Origin of the sequence: Lysobacter sp. Root916 (assembly GCF_001429785.1) — a bacterium.
Taxonomy (GTDB): Bacteria; Pseudomonadota; Gammaproteobacteria; order Xanthomonadales; family Xanthomonadaceae; genus Lysobacter.
Window position 1 is genome coordinate 233275 of sequence record NZ_LMJF01000011.1, and the last position, 15782, is coordinate 249056.

The following is a 15782-nucleotide window of genomic DNA, read 5'->3' on the forward strand; positions in this document are numbered from 1 at the left end:
GGCCGCTTGCGCGCACCTGGCCGCGCTCGGTTAGCCTGTGGCGCATGTCCGCAGCCATCCACTCCGCAGCGACCGCGCGCACCGTCCTGGTGATCGGTGCCGACGGTTTCCTTGCCGGTTACATCCTCGCCGCGTTGCGGCGCACGGGCTGGTGCGTGCTGCGCGGCGTGCGTCGCGGCGGTGTCCTGGGTGAGGACGAGCGCTATTGCGACCTCACCCGTTTGACCCGCGAGCAGGACTGGCAGCCGCTGCTGACCGGCGTCGACGCGGTGGTCAATGCGTCGGGCATCCTGCGCGAAGTCGGCCGCCAGCGTTTCGACTGCATCCACGTCGACGCGCCGCTCGCGCTGGCACGCGCCTGCGCGAGCGCCGGCGTCGCGCGCTACGTGCAGGTGTCGGCGCTGGGCCGCCCCGAGGATGGCGAATTCATCGCCTCCAAACACCGTTTCGACGAGGCGCTGCTGGCCTTGCCCCTGGACGCGATCGTGCTGCGCCCGTCGGTGGTCTACGCCACCTCGGGTTCGTACGGCGGTACTTCGCTGCTGCGCGCTTTGGCCGCGTTCCCCGGCGCGCAGCTGCTGCCGGGCGACGGGCATTGGCCGATCCAGCCGCTCGCGGCCGAGGACCTGGGCGAGTTGGTCGCGCGTGCGCTCGACCAAGGCGCGCGCGGCCTCTATGAGGTCGGCGGTCCGCAGCCGATCAGCTTGCGCGACTACCAGCGTCAGTGGCGGCGCTGGCTGCGTATCGATGGCCAGCGCGTCTGGCAGGTGCCGCAGGCCCTGGTGTCGCTGCAGGTTCGGGTCGGCGAATGGCTGGGACACGGTCCGGTCGGCCAGACCATGTGGCGCATGCTCCGGCGCGGCAACGTGACCGCGCCGCAGGCGCACGCGCGGCTGCGCGCGACCTTCGGCTTCGCGCCGCGGGCGCTGGCCGAGGTGCTGGCCGCGCATCCCAGCCAGGTGCAGGACCGTTGGCAGGCGCAGCTGTATTTCCTCGCGCCGACCTTACGCGTGGCCATCGTCGCGCTGTGGTTGCTGTCGGCCTGGGCCGGATGGGCCGCGCCGGCGGCGGATATCGACGTGCTCGCATCGGGCTCGGTCTTGCAGCATCTGGCGCCGGTCGCGCTTGCGCGCATCACCGCGACGCTGGACCTGGTGCTGGCCGTATGGCTTGCGAGCGGCTGGCGACCGCGTTGGGCCCTGGGCCTGATGGGGCTCAGCGTGGCCGCCTACACCCTGGCGTTCGGCTTGGCCTTACCGGGGCTGTGGCTGGATCCGCTGGGCGGACTGGCCAAGAATCTGCTGGTGCTGCCGGCGCTGGCGGTGGCCTGGGTGCTGGCGGAGCGGAGATGAGCATGGCCTATCTGTGGGTGAAGTGGCTGCACATCCTGTCCTCGACGCTATTGTTCGGCACCGGCCTGGGCATCGCGTTCTTCTTCTGGCTCGCGCATCGGCGCGGCGACGCGCGCGTGATCGCCGAGACCGCGCGCACCGTGGTGATCGCAGACGCCTGTTTCACCGCGCCGGCGGTGGTCGTGCAGTTCTTCAGCGGCCTGTGGCTGGCGCATGCCCTGGGCCTGCCGTTCGAGTTGTTCTGGTTGAAGACGGCGCTGCTGCTGTTCTTCGTGATCGGCGCCTGCTGGCTGCCGGTGCTGTGGCTGCAGTTGCGCGCGCGCGACTTGGCGCGGGCGGCGGCGCGCGACGGCACGCCCTTGCCGCCGGCCTACCACCGCACCATGCGCTGGTGGTTCTGGTTGGGTTGGCCGGCCTTCCTCAGCGTGCTCGCGATCTTCTGGCTGATGGTGCTCAAGCCGGTGTAGCGGCACGCGGGCAAGCGCTCGCGTGCCGCCTGGCGATCAGTTTTCGCCGACCCGGGTCCAGCCTTGCGGCGCGGCCAGCGAGGGCGTGAGCTTGAGGCCGCTGTCCAGGCGCAGGTCGCGCACCACGATCGAATACGCCGCCTTGCCCTGGCGGTCGCTGCCGACCAGCTTCAGCAGTACGCCGGTATCGCTGTCGACCCACATGCGGAAGCGCTCGGCACCGAGTTTGCGGCCCAGGTAGTCGCCGTGCTTGCCGGCGACCACGGTCGCGTCGCGACCGAGCAGGCGTTGGTGGCCGGCGATGCGCACGTCTTCGGTGGACAGCCAGAACGCGTAGTTCTGCGGCGACAGCACCGCGTCGGCGCCGACCGCGCCGGCCGGATCGGGACGGTGCACGAACACCGGCTCGCAGCGCGCGTTGCGGTACTGGCGCGCGCCGCTGGGCGCGGGCGCGTCCAGGGTGCGGGTTTCGCTATAGGACGCGGTCTGCGGATACAGGCTGAGGGTGGTGCCGGCGCGGCTCACATGCTCTTCGACGCGGCCGCGGTCGCGCGCGATGCGCACGAAGCTGGTGCGCGCGGATTGCGAGACCTCGAAATCGATCGCTTCGTCCTGGCCGTTGTTGCCGAAGTGCACGTCCACCGAGCCGGCCGCGTCGCGGTAGCGGTCGACGGCGTCGAGCATGCGCTGCTGCAAGGCGGCGACGCGCGCGTCCTGCGGCGCCACCGCGGCGCAGCGGCCGCTCAGATCGCGATCGGCTTCGGTCACGCGTGGAGCGGCGTCGGCCGCGGCCAGGCCGTTGAAATACAGCTGCACGATGTCGGCGCCGTTGCGGCCGTTGCCGCTAGGGGTGACGGTGAACAAATAGCCGTAACCGTAGCCGACGTAATTCCAGCCACCGGGCGCGGTGTTCTGGTTGATGGCCGCGGTCTGCTGCGAACCGTTGGCGGTGTTGATCACGTTGTAGCGCGCGTAGGCGTCGGTGAAGGCGGCGTTGTTGAGCCAGGCGTAGAAGCTGTAATAGCGGTCGGTGCCGGGGAAGAAGTAGCCGTACCAGCCGCTGTTGGTGAAATTAAGCCGATCGTCGCCGTTCCAGTCGCCGGCCTGGCCGCTGCGGTAGACGTAGTTGTGGCCGCCCATGTTGCTGCAATTGGGGTATTGGCCGGCGGAGCGGTCGTTGTCGCACTGATAACTGCCGGCCCAGGCCGGGGCCGCGCACAGACCGGCGGCGGCGATGGCGCCGAAGATCAGCGCGCGCTTACGCATTACGTTCATTCAATCTCCTTGAGTACCGCTGCATGGATGGACGCACCATTCCATTGATCACCCCTGCACGGCCAAGGGTAGCACCGTCGCATGACGGTGGATCGCGGTCTCAAGCCAGTTCGATACGCAAGCGCGACGCGTACGGGCGTCGCGCTCGCGCAGCGCGTTCAGTCTTCGCCGATGTCTTCGTTCCAGACCTCCGGATGCGCGGCGATGTAACCGCCGAGCAGGTCGATGCATTCGCCATCGTTGAGGTCGATCACTTCCACGCCGCTTTCGCGCAGCCAGTCGACGCCGCCCTGGAAGTTGACCGATTCGCCGACCACCACCGTGCCGATGTTGAACTGGCGCACCAGGCCGCTGCAGTACCAGCACGGCGCCAGCGTGGTGACCATGATGGTGTCGCGGTAACGGCGCTGCCGGCCGGCCTTGCGGAAGGCGTCGGTCTCGCCGTGCACGGACGGGTCGCCTTCCTGGATGCGGCGGTTGTGGCCGCAGCCGAGCAGGCGGCCGTCGTTGTGGTACAGCGCCGCGCCGATCGGGATGCCGCCCTCGGCCAGGCCCTGGCGGGCCTCGGCGACGGCGGTGGCGAGCAGGGCGCGGTAGTCGGGGGTGGCGATCATGCGGAGCTCCTGAAGACAGAGGCGCAGTCTGGCGCGCGCACGCGACGCGGTCGAGAGCCGCGGCGCGGGCATAATCGACGCCTCCGCCGCCACGCCGACCCTCCGCGCCGCATGATCTTCTGGAGCCTTGTGTTCGCGATCGGCGCCGGCCAGGCCGCGCTGCTGGCGCTCGCCCTATGGCGGCGGCCGGTGAACGCGCAGGCCAATCGGGTGCTGGCGGGCTGGGTGGCGCTGATCGGCGTCGATCTGGCGGTGAAGGCCGCGTACTTCCACGGCCCGGCGCCGGAGTTGCTAAAGGCCTACCGCCTGGTCGGCCTGTTCCCGTTCCTGTACGGCAGCCTGTTCTATCTGTACGTGCGCGCGCTGACCGAGGCGCGCGGCCTGGACCGCCGCGACCTCGTGCACCTGGCCGGCTTCGTGGTGTCGCTGCTGCCCAACATCGGCGTGTTCCTGCAGGACGCGGCGCAGCAGCGCGCGTTCTTCGAGCACCTGCGTCAGGGCGGCTACTGGCCAGGCCGGCCCTGGCTGGACATCGGCCTGTTCGTCTACAGCCTGAGCTATGTGATCGCCGGTCTGGTGCGCGTGCGCCGCTATCGGCGCGGCCTGCTGCAACGGCGTTCGGATGCCGACCGCATGTCGCTGCATTGGATCGACGCGATGGCGGTCTCGCAGATCGTGATCTGGTGCATCGCGGTGGTGCAGTGGCTCGCGCGCATTCCCTGGATCGACTACCCGCTGATCTACGGCGCGGTGGTGGGCTGGGTGTTCGTGGTCGGCTATCTGAGCCTGCGCCAGGTCGCGGTGGCGGCCGAGCCCGCGCCCGCGTCCGTCGAGGAGGCGAGGGCGGAAGAGCCCGCGGCCGACGATCCGCGCTTCCCCGCGGTCGAGGCGCGGCTGGCCCAGCTGATGGCGCAGGAACAGCTGTACCGCGAGCCGGCCTTGACCATCGGCCATCTGGCCAAGCGCAGCGGCTACCCCGAATACCTGGTGTCGGCGGTGATCAACCGCCGCTTCGAGGGCCACTTCTGGGACTACATCAACCGCCAGCGCGTCGAAGCCGCGCGCGCCTGTCTGGCCGATCCGGACGAAGCGCGCACCATCCTCGACATCGCCTACGCCTGCGGCTACACCTCCAAGTCCACCTTCAACGCCGCCTTCAAGCGCCAGCTCGGCCAGACGCCCAGCGCCTATCGCCAACGCCACGCGGGCTCAGCCGCGAGCGGCCCCGCTTGAGTAGCCGCGGCGCGCGCCCAGTCGCGCGCGTATCGCCGGCCAGCGCAGCAGCAGTTCGCACAGCGCCAGGTTGAACGTCCAGCAGCCCCAGGCCGCGGCGATGTAGACCGGCAGGAACGGCCACTGCATCGCGCCCGCGCCGACCCCCAGCATGATCCGCAGGGTCACCGCCGACGCGGTCAGGGCGGCGCTGCGGTACATCCAGCGACGGTGGCGTTCGAAGTCGCGGACGAGGGCGTAGCGGATGCCGACCGCGGTGCAGGCCACCCACACCAGCGCCAGCAGCGCGAAGCCCGAGCCGCTGGCCGCGCCGCCTTGGGAGTGGCGCGCCAGCGACAGCGCCGAGATCGCGGCGATCAGGATCGCGCCCGCATAGAGACCGCCGCCGAGCCGGTGCAAACGCGGCCAGCGCCGGCGGATCCCACCCAGCAGCTGCAACGGCACCAGCAGCAGGGCCAGCCCGGCGCCGAAGATATGCCCGGGCACGTCCCAGCCGGAGACCGCGAAGCGCGCATCGAACGGATTGCCGATGTTGCTGTCGCGGGAGAAGAAGGTGAACGCGTACAGCGCCACCGCCAGGCAGCCCAGGCCGAAGACCAGCGCCGCTCCCCGGCGCAACCAGACCGTCCCAGCCGACATAAGCCACCTCCACAGGATTCAGGAGGCTGCAGGGTGGCCGTGGCGGCCTCGCGGGTCGTCCGAACCGGCGGATTCGTACGTCCTGAACGGCGGAATCGGCCGCCTGTGCCCGGGCTCAGGCGCGGCCGGGGCGCAGCAGGTCGATGTGCGGGATGCCGTCTTCGACGTAGGGCTCGGACGAAGGCGCGAAGCCGTGGCGGCCGTAGTAGCCCTGCAGATGGGCCTGGGCGCCGATCTGGATGTCGGCGCCGGGCCAGCGCGCGGCGATCGCCGCCAGCGCGGCCTCGATCATGGGATCGCCCAGCCCCTGGCCGCGGAACGCCGGCGCGGTCAGCACGCGTCCGAAACTGACCTGTGGGTAGCTGAGCCCGGCCGGCAGGATCCGCAGATAGGCCGCGAGCGCACCGTCGGGCGCGCGGCCGAGCAGGTGCAGGGCCTCGGGGTGGCGGTCCTTGCCGTCCGGGTCCAGATACACGCAGTTCTGCTCGATCACGAACACTTCCGCGCGCAGGCGCAGCAGCTCGTAGAGCTCGTCGCGTTCGAGTTCGGCGTAGGGCTTGGCTTGCCAGTGCAGGGTAGGGGGATGGCTCATGGAAGGATGATGCCGCAGCAGGCGGGCTTGCGCTGCCTCATTCCAGCCACGCCCCGGCCCGCCCGCATGGCGGTCGGGCGCCCGGTGCGGCGCGAGCCAGTGGCTCGCAAGCGCTGCCCCCGTGCACGGGAGAGGGCTGGTGCGGTTGTGGCCGGGGCCGTCATTTCCGGAAGCCCCACGACCGCCATGCGATAATCCCGCCCATGAGCGAACAGACCCAAAAACCCGACGACACCACCCATTTCGGTTTCCGCGACGTGCCCAAGGGCGAGAAGCAGAAGCTGGTCGGCGAGGTGTTCTCCTCGGTCGCCGGCAAGTACGACCTGATGAACGACCTGATGAGCCTGGGCGTGCATCGGGTCTGGAAGCGCTATTTCGTGTCCACCGCGCAGGTCAAGCGCGGCGACCGCGTGCTCGACCTGGCCGGCGGCACCGGCGACATCGCCCTGCTGCTGCGCGACCGCGTCGGCGACAGCGGCAGCATCGTGCTGGGCGACATCAACGGCGCCATGCTGCGCGTGGGCCGCGACCGCATGACCGACATGGGCAAGGTCGGCGGCTTCGAGTACGTGCAGATGAACGCCGAGAAGCTGCCGTTCCCGGACGCCAGCTTCGACCTGGTCACCATCGCCTTCGGCCTGCGCAACGTCACCGACAAGGACGCCGCCCTGCGCGAGATGCAGCGCGTGCTCAAGGTCGGCGGCCAGGCGCGCGTGCTGGAGTTCTCGGAAGTGAAGGCCGAGTGGTTCAAGCCGATCTACGACTTCCACTCGTTCAACATCCTGCCCAAGCTGGGCAAGCTGTTCGCCAACGACAGCGACAGCTACCAGTACCTGGCCGAGAGCATCCGCAAGCACCCGCCGCAGGACGAGCTCAAGCGCATGATGGGCGAGGCCGGTTTCGCGCGCTGCGACTACAAGAACCTGTCGGCCGGCATCGTCGCGATCCACACCGGCTACAAGGTCTGAATCCGGCGCCGGAGGCGGGACGATGGCCCTGTGCAAGTGGTGCGACGAACAACCCGCCGACCCCGCATCGGCGGTGCAGTGGTGGCTGTTCCTGCCCTTGATTTGGCTGTGGATACCGTCGCCGTCGCGCGGAAAGTACTGCAGCGATTGCGCCGGCGGTTTCAACCTGATCGGCGCGCTGGTGTTTATCGCCTCGCTGGCGATCGCCTTCGTGCTATGGGTGATCTTTTGGTAACGCGCCGCGTCGCCGCGTAGGACAGGAACGCCGACATGAACCTCCGCGACTACCGCGACAGCGACTGGCCGCGACTGTGCGAGATCCACGACGCCGCGCGTCGCGACGAACTGGGCGCCAGCGGCCTGATGGACGCGTACCTGAGCCTGGAGCAGACCGCCGACAACGAGGGCCTGTTCGACGCCCGTGTGGTCGTCGCCGAGGTCGACGGCCGTGTGCTGGGTTTCGCCGCGTACTCGGATGAAGAGCTGACCTGGCTGTACTGCGACCCGCCCGCGTATCGACAGGGCATCGGCCGCGCGCTGCTGCGCCATGCCGTGGCCGCCTGCGCGGGCGACCTCTACACCGAAGTGCTGGTGGGCAACGAAGCCGCGTTAGCGCTGTACCGCTCGGAGGGATTCGACGTGCAGCGCACGTTGGAAGGCAAGCTCGCCGGCAACGAAGCCTTTGCCGCCTCGGGTTATTACCTCAAGCGCAGCGGCCCAGCCTGAGCGCGCGAGCGCGCCCAGGCGCAGCGCGCTCAGTGCACCAGCTTCAAGCCGATCACGCCGCCCACGATCAGACTCAAGCACAGCAGCCGCGCCGCGGTCGCGGGTTCGCCGAACGCGACGATCCCCGCGATCGCCACGCCGACCGTGCCGATGCCGACCCAGACCGCGTAGGCGGTGCCCACCGGCAGCCACTTCAGGGCCAGTGCCAGCATCGCGAAGCTCGCGACCGCGGACGTCAGCCCGATCACGCTGGGCCACAGACGCGCGAAGCCCTCGCTTTGCTTGAGCGCGATCGCCCACACGATCTCTAGCAGCCCGGCGCCGACCAGCAGCGCCCAGGCCAGCATCGCCGCGCGCGTCATCGCCGGCTCAGGCCGAGAAGCCGCCGTCGACCGAGATCGCGGCGCCGGTGATGAAACGTCCGCCCGGACCGGCCAGGTGCGCGACCGTGTCGGCCACGTCCTCGGCTTCGCCGTAACGGCCCAGCGGCAGGCCGGCGCGCTGGTGCTCGGCGCCTTCGCCGTCGGCAGGATTCATCTCGGTGTCGATCGGACCGGGCTGGACCACGTTGGCGGTGATGCCGCGCGCGCCCAGATCCTGGGCCAGGCCCTTGCTCAGGCCGACGGTGGCGAACTTGGTCAGCGAGTACAGGGTCATGCCCGGCGCGCCCACGCGTTCGCCCAGGCAGCTGCCGATGGTGATGATGCGGCCGCCTTCGCCCATGTGCTTGGACGCGGCCTGGGCGGCCGCGAACGGCGCCTGCACGTTGATCGCGATCGCGCGCTCGAAGCTCTCGCGCGACTCGTCCTCGAACGGGCCGTACATGAAGATGCCGGCGTTGTTGACCAGGATGTCGATGCGGCCGAACTCGGCCACGGTGCGCTCGACCGCGGCGACCACCGCGTCGGGATCGGCGCTGTCGGCGCGGATCGCGAGCGCGCGCCGGCCGCCGGCTTCGATCGCCGCGACCACGGCCAGCGCCCGCTCCTGCGAGGCGGCGTAGGTCAGCACCACGTCGGCGCCGTCGCGCGCCAGGCGCTGCGCGGTGGCCGCGCCGATACCGCGGCTGCCGCCGGTCACCAGCGCCACTTTGCCTGCCAGAGGGGTCATCGTCTTGTTCCGTAGGAGGGAGGCCGCCGATGCTAGGCGCCTGCGCGCGCCCGCGCAGCCGGGCGCGCGGGACTGACTGTTGCAGCGGCTCACGGCGGAAAGCAGCGTTGCGGGGCCGGCGCTGACCGGGCCCGGGCGAACCGCCATGCTGTGCGGTGCCCCCGGCGCGGACTAGGCGCTAAACTCGAACGCTCGATCCCTTGCCGTGGGCCTTCCATGCGTTATTCGATCCTTACCGTTTGCCTCGCCGCCGCGCTCGCCCTGGGTTGTTCGCGCGAGGCCGCGACGCCCGCCGACGGCGCCGCCCCTCCCGCCGCCGCCAAGACGGAGACCGCCGTGACCAGTCCTGCCGTGGTCGACGCGCATTCCTACGCCCAGCCGGACAAGGTCCGGATCGACGACCTCGCCCTGCAGCTGGCGGTCGACTTCGAGCACAAGCAGCTCAGCGGCTCGGCCACCTACACCCTGAACTGGGTGGACAAGGCCGCGACCCAACTGGTGCTGGACACGCGCGGCCTGAACATCGAGAAGATCGTCGGCGAGCGCAGCGACGGCAAGTGGGACGATCTCAAGTTCGCGCTGGCGCCGGCCGACAAGTTGTTCGGCAGCAAGCTGACCATCGAAACGCCGGAGCGCAACGCGCGCGTGCGCGTGACCTACAAGACCTCGCCGGACGCGTCGGGCCTGCAGTGGCTGACCCCGGCGATGACCGAGGGCAAGAAGACGCCCTTCATGTTCAGCCAGTCGCAGCAGATCCACGCGCGTTCGTGGGTGCCGCTGCAGGATACGCCCAGCGTGCGCTTCACCTACACCGCGCACGTGACCGCGCCCAAGGACGCGATGGTGCTGATGAGCGCCGACAACGATCCCAAGGCGGCGCGCGACGGCGACTACGAATTCAAGATGCCGCAGAAGATCCCGTCCTACCTGCTCGCGATCGCGGCCGGCGACCTGGTGTTCCAGCCGATCTCGCAGCGCAGCGGCGTGTGGGCCGAGCCGGCGATGGCGCCCAAGGCGGTGGCCGAGTTCTCCGACACCGAGAAGATGATGGAGACCGCCGAGAAGCTGTACGGCCCCTACCGCTGGGACCGTTACGACATCCTGGTGCTGCCGCCTTCGTTCCCGTACGGCGGCATGGAGAACCCGCGCCTGACCTTCGCCACTCCGACCGCGATCGTCGGCGACAAGTCGCTGGTGTCGCTGATCGCGCACGAGCTCGCGCACAGCTGGTCCGGCAACCTGGTGACCTTCTCCACCTCCAACGACGCCTGGCTCAACGAGGGCTTCACCAGCTACGTCGAGAACCGCATCGTCGAAGTGCTCTACGGCAAGGAGCGCGCCGACATGGAGAGCCTGATCTCGCGCAACGAACTGCGCAGCGAGTTCACCGACGCCAACAAGCCGCTGCAGGCGCTGGCGATCAAGCCCGGCGCGCTGGACGACCCGGACAACAACCTCACCGGCACCGTCTACACCAAGGGCGCCTGGTTCCTGCAGTTCCTGGAACAGCGTTTCGGCCGCGACAACTTCGACGCCTTCCTGCGCGGCTACTTCGACCACTTCGCGTTCCAGAGCATCTCGACCCAGCAGTTCGTCGACTACGCCAAGGCCAATCTGCTCGACAAGTACCCGGGCAAGGTCACTCAGGCCGAGTTCGACGCCTGGTTGTACGAGCCGGGCATCCCGAGCAACGCGCCGCAGACGCCGTCGGCGCGCTTCGACGCCATCGACGCCGCGCGCAAGGCCTGGCTGGACGCCGGCACCTTGCCGGACAAGGCCGCGACCGCCAAGTGGTCGACCCAGGAATGGGTGCACTTCGTCGAAGGCATGCCCGACACGCTCAGCGTCGATCAGCTCAAGGCCCTGGACGCCGCCTACAAGCTCACCGGTACGCCCAACGGCGAGATCGCGCAACGCTGGTATCCGCTGACCGTGCGTAGCGGCTACACCCAGGCCGACGCCGCCATCGCCGCGTTCCTGCAGCGCATCGGCCGCCGCAAGCTGATCATGCCGACCTACAGCGAACTGGTGAAAACGCCCGCCGGCCTGAAACTGGCCGAGGACACCTTCGCCAAGGCCAAGCCCGGCTATCACCCGATCACGACCGAATCGGTCGAAGCGGTGATCGCCAAGGCCAAGGCCGCGCCGCAGGCGGCCAAGTAAGCGACGCCATGCGTTGGCGTCGCGCCAGACTCGCGGCCGCCCTCGTGGCGGCCGCGTTGTTTGCGACCGTTACCGCGCTGCTGTGGCGCGATCCCTATCGCGTGGTGCTGGCCGACTACAACCGCCAGCGCATCGTCGCCGGCCTGTCGCGCGACAGCCTCAAGCTCGACGACCATCGCTGGGTCTACGCCTACAACGACGAGGCGCCGGCCGGCGCGCCTGTCGTGGTGATGGTCCACGGTTTCACCGGCAGCAAGGAAAACTGGTACCCGTTGGCACAGCGGCTGCGCGGCCGCTACCGCTTGCTGATTCCCGATCTTCCCGGCTGGGGCGAAAGCCAGCGCCGCGACGGCGGCGACTACGGCTTCGTCGCCCAAAGCGCGCGCCTGGCGCGTTTCATCGAACAAGTGGCGCGCCCGCGCGGCAACGAGGTGGTGCTGCTGGGCCATTCCATGGGCGGCGGCATCGCGGCCCTGACCGCGGCGCGCTATCCGCGCGCGGTCGATCGCCTGGGTCTGTTCGACGCGGCCGGCGTGCGCTTTCGCGACAACCGCTTCGGCGTCGAGGTGCTGGCCGGCCACAATCCCTTCGCGGTCGCCGACGGCGCCGGCCTGCAACGCTACCTCGACACCGTGTTCTACGACGCCGCCGCCAAGCCGACGATCCCGTGGCCGGCCGACGAGATCTACATCGCGCGCCGCAAGCGCGATGCCGCGTTCGAGCAGACGGTGCTCAACCGCATCGGCCGCGGCCCGGAACGCTTCCTGCCCGGCGAAGAAGCCGCCAGGATCCGCCAGCCGACGCTGCTGCTATGGTGCCGCCAGGACGCGGTGATCGACGCCAGCGCGATGGCGCTGTACGCCGCGCGCATGCCACAGGCGCGACAGGTGCTGCTGGACGGCTGCGGCCACATGTCGCCGGTGGAGCGGCCCGACGCGGTCGCGCAAGCGGTCGCGCAGCTGGCCGGGCCGCACTGAGCCGCCATCCCTACGAATCCGAAGAACCGACACGGGACACGCCGATGAACGCCAGGACTCCGATGCTGCTGCTCGCCGCCACGCTCGCGTTCGCCGCCTGCAAGCCGGCCGAAGACCCCAAGGCCGCCGCCGCGGCCAAGGCCGCGACCGACGAGAAGGCGGCCGAGGACATGGCCAAGTCCTTCGAGGCCGCCGTGGCCTTGAACAAGTGGGACGTGGCGCGCGCGCACGGCGACGTTCTGACCGCGCAGTACCCGAACAGCCAGGCCGCCGCGCGCATCAAGGCGCAGTACGAAGTGGCCAAGGTCGAAGCGGTCAAGGCGTTGGAGACGCGCCGCCTGGCCGCGCTGTGGTCGTACCAGACCCAGCCGGTGCTGTCGGGCGGCGAGCAACGTTCGGCCGCGCTCTACGCCAAGGACCACATCGACACCGACGGCGGCGGTCCGCGCGAAGTGCGGCTGATCTTCCGCGATCATCCGGAGTGGGGCCGCAGCAGCTATCTGGTGTTGCAGGCCGGCGATTTCGATTGCTACGGCGGCTGCAAGGTCAAGCTCAAGGTCGACGACGCCGCGCCCAAGCCGGTGGCCGCGAGCCGTCCCAAGACCGACGAGGCCACCGCGATGTTCATCGAGGACGAGCGCATGCTGTGGCGCACCGTGCGCGGCGCCAAGACGATCGCGATCGAGTTCCCGGTCAAGGCCGGCGGCACCCGCACCGCGGTGTTCGAAGTCGGCGGCCTGGACGCCAGCCAGATGCCGGGCTGGAAATGAAGGAACGCGGCTGGCGCATCGCCGCCGCGCTGACCGGCCTGGCCGCGATCGCGCTGCTGGGCGCGGTACTGGCCTGGCAATGGTTCCTGCATTGGCAACCCGATCGCGCTCGTTACCCGCTGCGCGGCATCGACGTGTCCCACCATCAGGGCGCGATCGACTGGCGCGCGGTCGCCGCAGACGATGTCGCCTTCGCTTATCTCAAGGCCAGCGAAGGCGGCGATCACCGCGATCGCCGTTTCGACCAGAACCGCCGCGACGCGCGCGCGGCCGGGCTCGCGGTCGGCGCTTACCACTTCTTCACCTGGTGCAAGCCGGGCGCCGAGCAGGCGCGCAACTTCCTCGCCGCCGCCGCGCCGTCCGCGCACGATCTGCCGCCTGCGCTGGATCTGGAGTTCGGCGGCAATTGCGGGCGCAATCCAGACGGCGTGCAACTGCGACGCGAGCTCGACGCTTATCTGAGCCAGGTCGAGGCCGCGTACGGCCAGCCGGCTTTGCTCTACGTCACACCGGAATTCCTTGCCGCGCATCAGCGCGACTTGCCGCCGCGCGCGCTGTGGCGGCGCGCGATCGTGCGCAAGCCCGATGCCAGCGCCGACTGGGTGGTGTGGCAATACCACAACCGCGGCCGCGTGCGCGGCATCGACGGACCGGTGGACTTGAACGTATTCGACACCGACGCCGCGGCGTTCGCGCGCTAGCGCGCTACGCGGGAGCGATGAGAAAAAGCGGTATCGACTCGCCGCGCTCACGCTGACGGCATCGGTGTGCTCATGCAGATGGCAATGACGGGCCGAAACGCACCCCGCATCCTCCCGCGAACCGCCTTGGGGTAGGAGCGGCGTAAGCCGCGACCGCGCCCCCACGACTCACGACGCCACCCCAATCGAGCGGTTCTGCAACACATCCTCGCGCCTCCCCCCCCGCTTCCTGTGGGAGCGGCGTCAGCCGCGATCGCGAAAAAGCGAACCCCTGCGCAAATCCAATTGCACAGCCACTGGTCTCGTTGGCACAGTTTTAATGCCAGTTACTAGCCGATCCCAAGGGCCTGTTAGCCATCATTCGGCCGCGCTAGAGCGAGTCAACTGCGGAAACAGTACGTCCAAAGGGCAATTCTCCGAGGCATCTAGCGATATCTGGGCCGCAATAGTGTGGACTCTTGCTGTCTAGATGTTGGTATTTGATCCGTGATAGCTAAATGGTCTCGAATCGTAACGGCAGGGATGTGCCATGGCTGACGACAAAGACGACGAGCGTGTGGGACAGGATCCGGCGGCCCCACAACCCGCGATCGCGCAAACAGGCACGGCGGCGCGCAACCCAAGCGAGGTTTACGGCCCACCGGCGCCGCAGTCCTCTGCGCAGCGCCCGGACGAGTCAGCGATACCGACGCCACCACGGCCCAGGTCGGCGGCACAACCGCTCGACATATTGAATCCCGGTCTTCCGCTGGCGGGCATGACCCGGCCTGGCATTCCCCTACCGGGTTCCGCCAACGCATCCGCCGGCGGATACACCTTCAACGCTAGCGGTCAATCCATTTACAGCGGCCAGATACGCGAGACTGATCCCGACACCGGCGCGGTTTCGATGGGTGCAACTGTCGGCAATCCCCAGACGGGCATCCGGGACGTCTACGTCGGCAATAGTGTCGGCGCCGATATCTTGAGCGCCGCGACCAGTCGTCGCGGTCAGGACTTCGCCACGGTCGTCGGTGTGGGTACCGGCAACGACACCAGGGCCTTGTCTGGCGGCATTGCGGTCAACACCGAAGCCGATACCTATGGCGCTTTTGTCGCGGTGCGGAGCGAGGATTATTCGTTGAGCGGCAGCTACGCCGCGATCCCCGATGGCAGCAGGCAGGCAGTGACTGCGGGATTTCCATTGCCGGCGAACGCTTCCGGCACGGTATCTTTCAGCAACAACACGGCCGACGGCAGCAACGCGGTATCCGCTACTTACGTGAACCCTGCCGAAAACTTCAGGTTGAATGCGGGTGTCCGAAATGGGGAGATAGTGGAATTGGGCGGGAGCACAGTTGTGGCGACTGGGCTTACATCGCGGACCGAAATCGGTGCTGGGCTCGGTGTTGGTCGCGATACCTTCCAGGTCAGTGCCAACCTCGATCACAAGTTCAACCCAAGGGAATCGGCCCGCTTGTCGGGAACGTATAGCAGTACCGAAGGCCAAGGCGATCGCTATCGAGTCGACGCGCTATACCAAAACGGCGATATCGGCGTGCGTGGGTTTGGTTTGATCAATGGCGACGAATGGGCGGTGGGGGCGGCGCTTTCGTTCGCGTACGACGGTCCATCGGTCCCACGACCGGCGTCGCGCGATCGAACGGCGGAGAGGAATGTGGCTCTGCTTGCCGAAGCGGAGGCGTCCCGCGAGGCTAACCAGGTAGCGAACGGGTCGCAGGAAACGCCGTCCGTCGGCGTGGCCAGCCGCTCCGCTGGGAATACACAGTCGATCGCGGTCGATCCCACCCTGCGCACGCAAGCCGAAGCGCACATCCGCCGCATCAACGAAGGCTTGCCCGAGAACGCGCGCCTGCCCGTGAACGAGACCGCGCAAAGCCTGGCCGGCATCGCGGAACTGCGCGGGCTGCCGCGTATCGGCTACGTCGAGCTAGGCAGTCCCGGTGCCGACGGCGAGCGCCGCCTGTTCCTGGGGGCCGAAGCCAGCGCACGCGATCGTCAGCCCGGCGCCGAACTGATCAGCGTCGGCGCCAGCGACGCGCGCCGCGGCTTGTCGGTCGAAGCGGCTGCCGCATTGGGCGAAAAGCGCGAGCAGGAATCGCGCACGCCCGCCGCGCCCGTGGCCGATCCGCAGCAGCAGGCGATCGCGCCGCGGTCGCTGTAACGGCGCGGCAGCGCGATCGCTAATGGGTCGG

General features: G+C 69.0%; 17 protein-coding genes. 11 read left to right on the forward strand and 6 right to left on the reverse strand.

The annotated features are described in order from the left end of the window. Positions 1–44 precede the first annotated feature (44 nt). Entirely contained in the window at positions 45–1352 is a 1308-nt protein-coding gene (locus ASE35_RS08710; RefSeq protein ID WP_057163598.1) for an SDR family oxidoreductase, read from the forward strand. Next, the gene (locus tag ASE35_RS08715) at positions 1349–1819 is read left to right on the forward strand and encodes a DUF2269 domain-containing protein (protein WP_057163599.1); all 471 of its coding nucleotides are present in this window, start codon (positions 1349–1351) and stop codon (positions 1817–1819) included. The genes ASE35_RS08710 and ASE35_RS08715 overlap by 4 nt, the downstream gene beginning before the upstream one ends. Positions 1820–1855: 36 nt before the next feature. Here ASE35_RS08715 and ASE35_RS08720 read toward each other — a convergent pair whose 3' ends face one another. Further along, positions 1856–3094 (reverse strand): hypothetical protein, encoded by a 1239-nt coding sequence (locus tag ASE35_RS08720; protein ID WP_157489369.1) that lies wholly within the window; start codon positions 3092–3094, stop codon positions 1856–1858. Between the two features lie 158 nt (positions 3095–3252). After that, a complete protein-coding gene (locus ASE35_RS08725; RefSeq protein WP_056178240.1) occupies positions 3253–3708 on the reverse strand; it encodes a nucleoside deaminase in 456 nt (151 codons plus the stop codon). A gap of 111 nt (positions 3709–3819) precedes the next feature. Here ASE35_RS08725 and ASE35_RS08730 point away from each other — a divergent pair, with 111 nt between their 5' ends. Further along, on the forward strand, positions 3820–4941 hold the full coding sequence (locus ASE35_RS08730) for a helix-turn-helix transcriptional regulator (RefSeq protein WP_057163601.1): 1122 nt from the start codon (positions 3820–3822) through the stop codon (positions 4939–4941). Here ASE35_RS08730 and ASE35_RS08735 read toward each other — a convergent pair. Both ASE35_RS08735 and ASE35_RS08740 read right to left on the reverse strand, forming a co-directional pair. Further along, on the reverse strand, positions 4918–5580 hold the full coding sequence (locus ASE35_RS08735; RefSeq protein ID WP_082611195.1) for a DUF2306 domain-containing protein: 663 nt from the start codon (positions 5578–5580) through the stop codon (positions 4918–4920). The genes ASE35_RS08730 and ASE35_RS08735 overlap by 24 nt on opposite strands. A 115-nt stretch (positions 5581–5695) precedes the next feature. After that, positions 5696–6172 (reverse strand): GNAT family N-acetyltransferase, encoded by a 477-nt coding sequence (locus tag ASE35_RS08740; RefSeq protein ID WP_056178246.1) that lies wholly within the window; start codon positions 6170–6172, stop codon positions 5696–5698. A gap of 203 nt (positions 6173–6375) precedes the next feature. Between ASE35_RS08740 and ubiE the strand changes: the two genes are divergently transcribed. Genes ubiE through ASE35_RS08755 form a run of 3 tightly spaced genes read left to right on the forward strand, consistent with a single transcriptional unit; the run spans position 6376 to position 7866 of the window. After that, a complete protein-coding gene (gene ubiE, locus ASE35_RS08745; protein WP_057160279.1) occupies positions 6376–7140 on the forward strand; it encodes a bifunctional demethylmenaquinone methyltransferase/2-methoxy-6-polyprenyl-1,4-benzoquinol methylase UbiE in 765 nt (254 codons plus the stop codon). Positions 7141–7162: 22 nt separating this feature from the next. Continuing rightward, entirely contained in the window at positions 7163–7375 is a 213-nt protein-coding gene (locus tag ASE35_RS08750) for a hypothetical protein (RefSeq protein WP_056178250.1), read from the forward strand. Positions 7376–7410: 35 nt separating this feature from the next. Next, complete coding sequence (locus ASE35_RS08755; RefSeq protein WP_057163603.1) at positions 7411–7866, forward strand: GNAT family N-acetyltransferase; 456 nt, start codon at positions 7411–7413, stop codon at positions 7864–7866. Between the two features lie 29 nt (positions 7867–7895). Here the strand turns inward: ASE35_RS08755 and ASE35_RS08760 are convergent, their stop codons facing one another. Then, the gene (locus tag ASE35_RS08760) at positions 7896–8210 is read right to left on the reverse strand and encodes a multidrug efflux SMR transporter (RefSeq protein WP_056179893.1); all 315 of its coding nucleotides are present in this window, start codon (positions 8208–8210) and stop codon (positions 7896–7898) included. A gap of 25 nt (positions 8211–8235) precedes the next feature. Beyond that, complete coding sequence (locus ASE35_RS08765; RefSeq protein WP_056178255.1) at positions 8236–8976, reverse strand: 3-oxoacyl-ACP reductase family protein; 741 nt, start codon at positions 8974–8976, stop codon at positions 8236–8238. A 216-nt stretch (positions 8977–9192) separates the two neighbouring features. Between ASE35_RS08765 and ASE35_RS08770 the strand changes: the two genes are divergently transcribed. From ASE35_RS08770 to ASE35_RS21160, 5 genes are all read left to right on the forward strand, one after another. After that, positions 9193–11139 (forward strand): M1 family metallopeptidase, encoded by a 1947-nt coding sequence (locus ASE35_RS08770; RefSeq protein WP_057160281.1) that lies wholly within the window; start codon positions 9193–9195, stop codon positions 11137–11139. Between the two features lie 8 nt (positions 11140–11147). Beyond that, positions 11148–12116, forward strand: coding sequence for an alpha/beta hydrolase (locus ASE35_RS08775; protein ID WP_057163604.1), 969 nt, complete (start codon positions 11148–11150; stop codon positions 12114–12116). 62 nt (positions 12117–12178) lie between these two features. Continuing rightward, on the forward strand, positions 12179–12886 hold the full coding sequence (locus tag ASE35_RS08780) for a hypothetical protein (protein ID WP_057163605.1): 708 nt from the start codon (positions 12179–12181) through the stop codon (positions 12884–12886). Continuing rightward, complete coding sequence (locus ASE35_RS08785; protein ID WP_057163606.1) at positions 12883–13587, forward strand: GH25 family lysozyme; 705 nt, start codon at positions 12883–12885, stop codon at positions 13585–13587. Before ASE35_RS08780 ends, ASE35_RS08785 begins: the two co-directional genes overlap by 4 nt. Positions 13588–14116: 529 nt before the next feature. After that, positions 14117–15751 (forward strand): hypothetical protein, encoded by a 1635-nt coding sequence (locus ASE35_RS21160; protein WP_157489370.1) that lies wholly within the window; start codon positions 14117–14119, stop codon positions 15749–15751. Positions 15752–15782 lie beyond the last annotated feature (31 nt).

What these genes read in the sequence shown, in the direction of transcription:
- ASE35_RS08710 (WP_057163598.1), top strand. Translation starts at nt 45, where the DNA reads ATGTCCGCAGCCATCCACTCCGCAGCGACCGCGCGCACCGTCCTGGTG.
- ASE35_RS08715 (WP_057163599.1), top strand. Translation starts at nt 1,349, where the DNA reads ATGAGCATGGCCTATCTGTGGGTGAAGTGGCTGCACATCCTGTCCTCG.
- ASE35_RS08720 (WP_157489369.1), bottom strand. Translation starts at nt 3,094, where the DNA reads ATGAACGTAATGCGTAAGCGCGCGCTGATCTTCGGCGCCATCGCCGCC.
- ASE35_RS08725 (WP_056178240.1), bottom strand. Translation starts at nt 3,708, where the DNA reads ATGATCGCCACCCCCGACTACCGCGCCCTGCTCGCCACCGCCGTCGCC.
- ASE35_RS08730 (WP_057163601.1), top strand. Translation starts at nt 3,820, where the DNA reads ATGATCTTCTGGAGCCTTGTGTTCGCGATCGGCGCCGGCCAGGCCGCG.
- ASE35_RS08735 (WP_082611195.1), bottom strand. Translation starts at nt 5,580, where the DNA reads ATGTCGGCTGGGACGGTCTGGTTGCGCCGGGGAGCGGCGCTGGTCTTC.
- ASE35_RS08740 (WP_056178246.1), bottom strand. Translation starts at nt 6,172, where the DNA reads ATGAGCCATCCCCCTACCCTGCACTGGCAAGCCAAGCCCTACGCCGAA.
- ubiE (WP_057160279.1), top strand. Translation starts at nt 6,376, where the DNA reads ATGAGCGAACAGACCCAAAAACCCGACGACACCACCCATTTCGGTTTC.
- ASE35_RS08750 (WP_056178250.1), top strand. Translation starts at nt 7,163, where the DNA reads ATGGCCCTGTGCAAGTGGTGCGACGAACAACCCGCCGACCCCGCATCG.
- ASE35_RS08755 (WP_057163603.1), top strand. Translation starts at nt 7,411, where the DNA reads ATGAACCTCCGCGACTACCGCGACAGCGACTGGCCGCGACTGTGCGAG.
- ASE35_RS08765 (WP_056178255.1), bottom strand. Translation starts at nt 8,976, where the DNA reads ATGACCCCTCTGGCAGGCAAAGTGGCGCTGGTGACCGGCGGCAGCCGC.
- ASE35_RS08770 (WP_057160281.1), top strand. Translation starts at nt 9,193, where the DNA reads ATGCGTTATTCGATCCTTACCGTTTGCCTCGCCGCCGCGCTCGCCCTG.
- ASE35_RS08775 (WP_057163604.1), top strand. Translation starts at nt 11,148, where the DNA reads ATGCGTTGGCGTCGCGCCAGACTCGCGGCCGCCCTCGTGGCGGCCGCG.
- ASE35_RS08780 (WP_057163605.1), top strand. Translation starts at nt 12,179, where the DNA reads ATGCTGCTGCTCGCCGCCACGCTCGCGTTCGCCGCCTGCAAGCCGGCC.
- ASE35_RS08785 (WP_057163606.1), top strand. Translation starts at nt 12,883, where the DNA reads ATGAAGGAACGCGGCTGGCGCATCGCCGCCGCGCTGACCGGCCTGGCC.
- ASE35_RS21160 (WP_157489370.1), top strand. Translation starts at nt 14,117, where the DNA reads ATGGCTGACGACAAAGACGACGAGCGTGTGGGACAGGATCCGGCGGCC.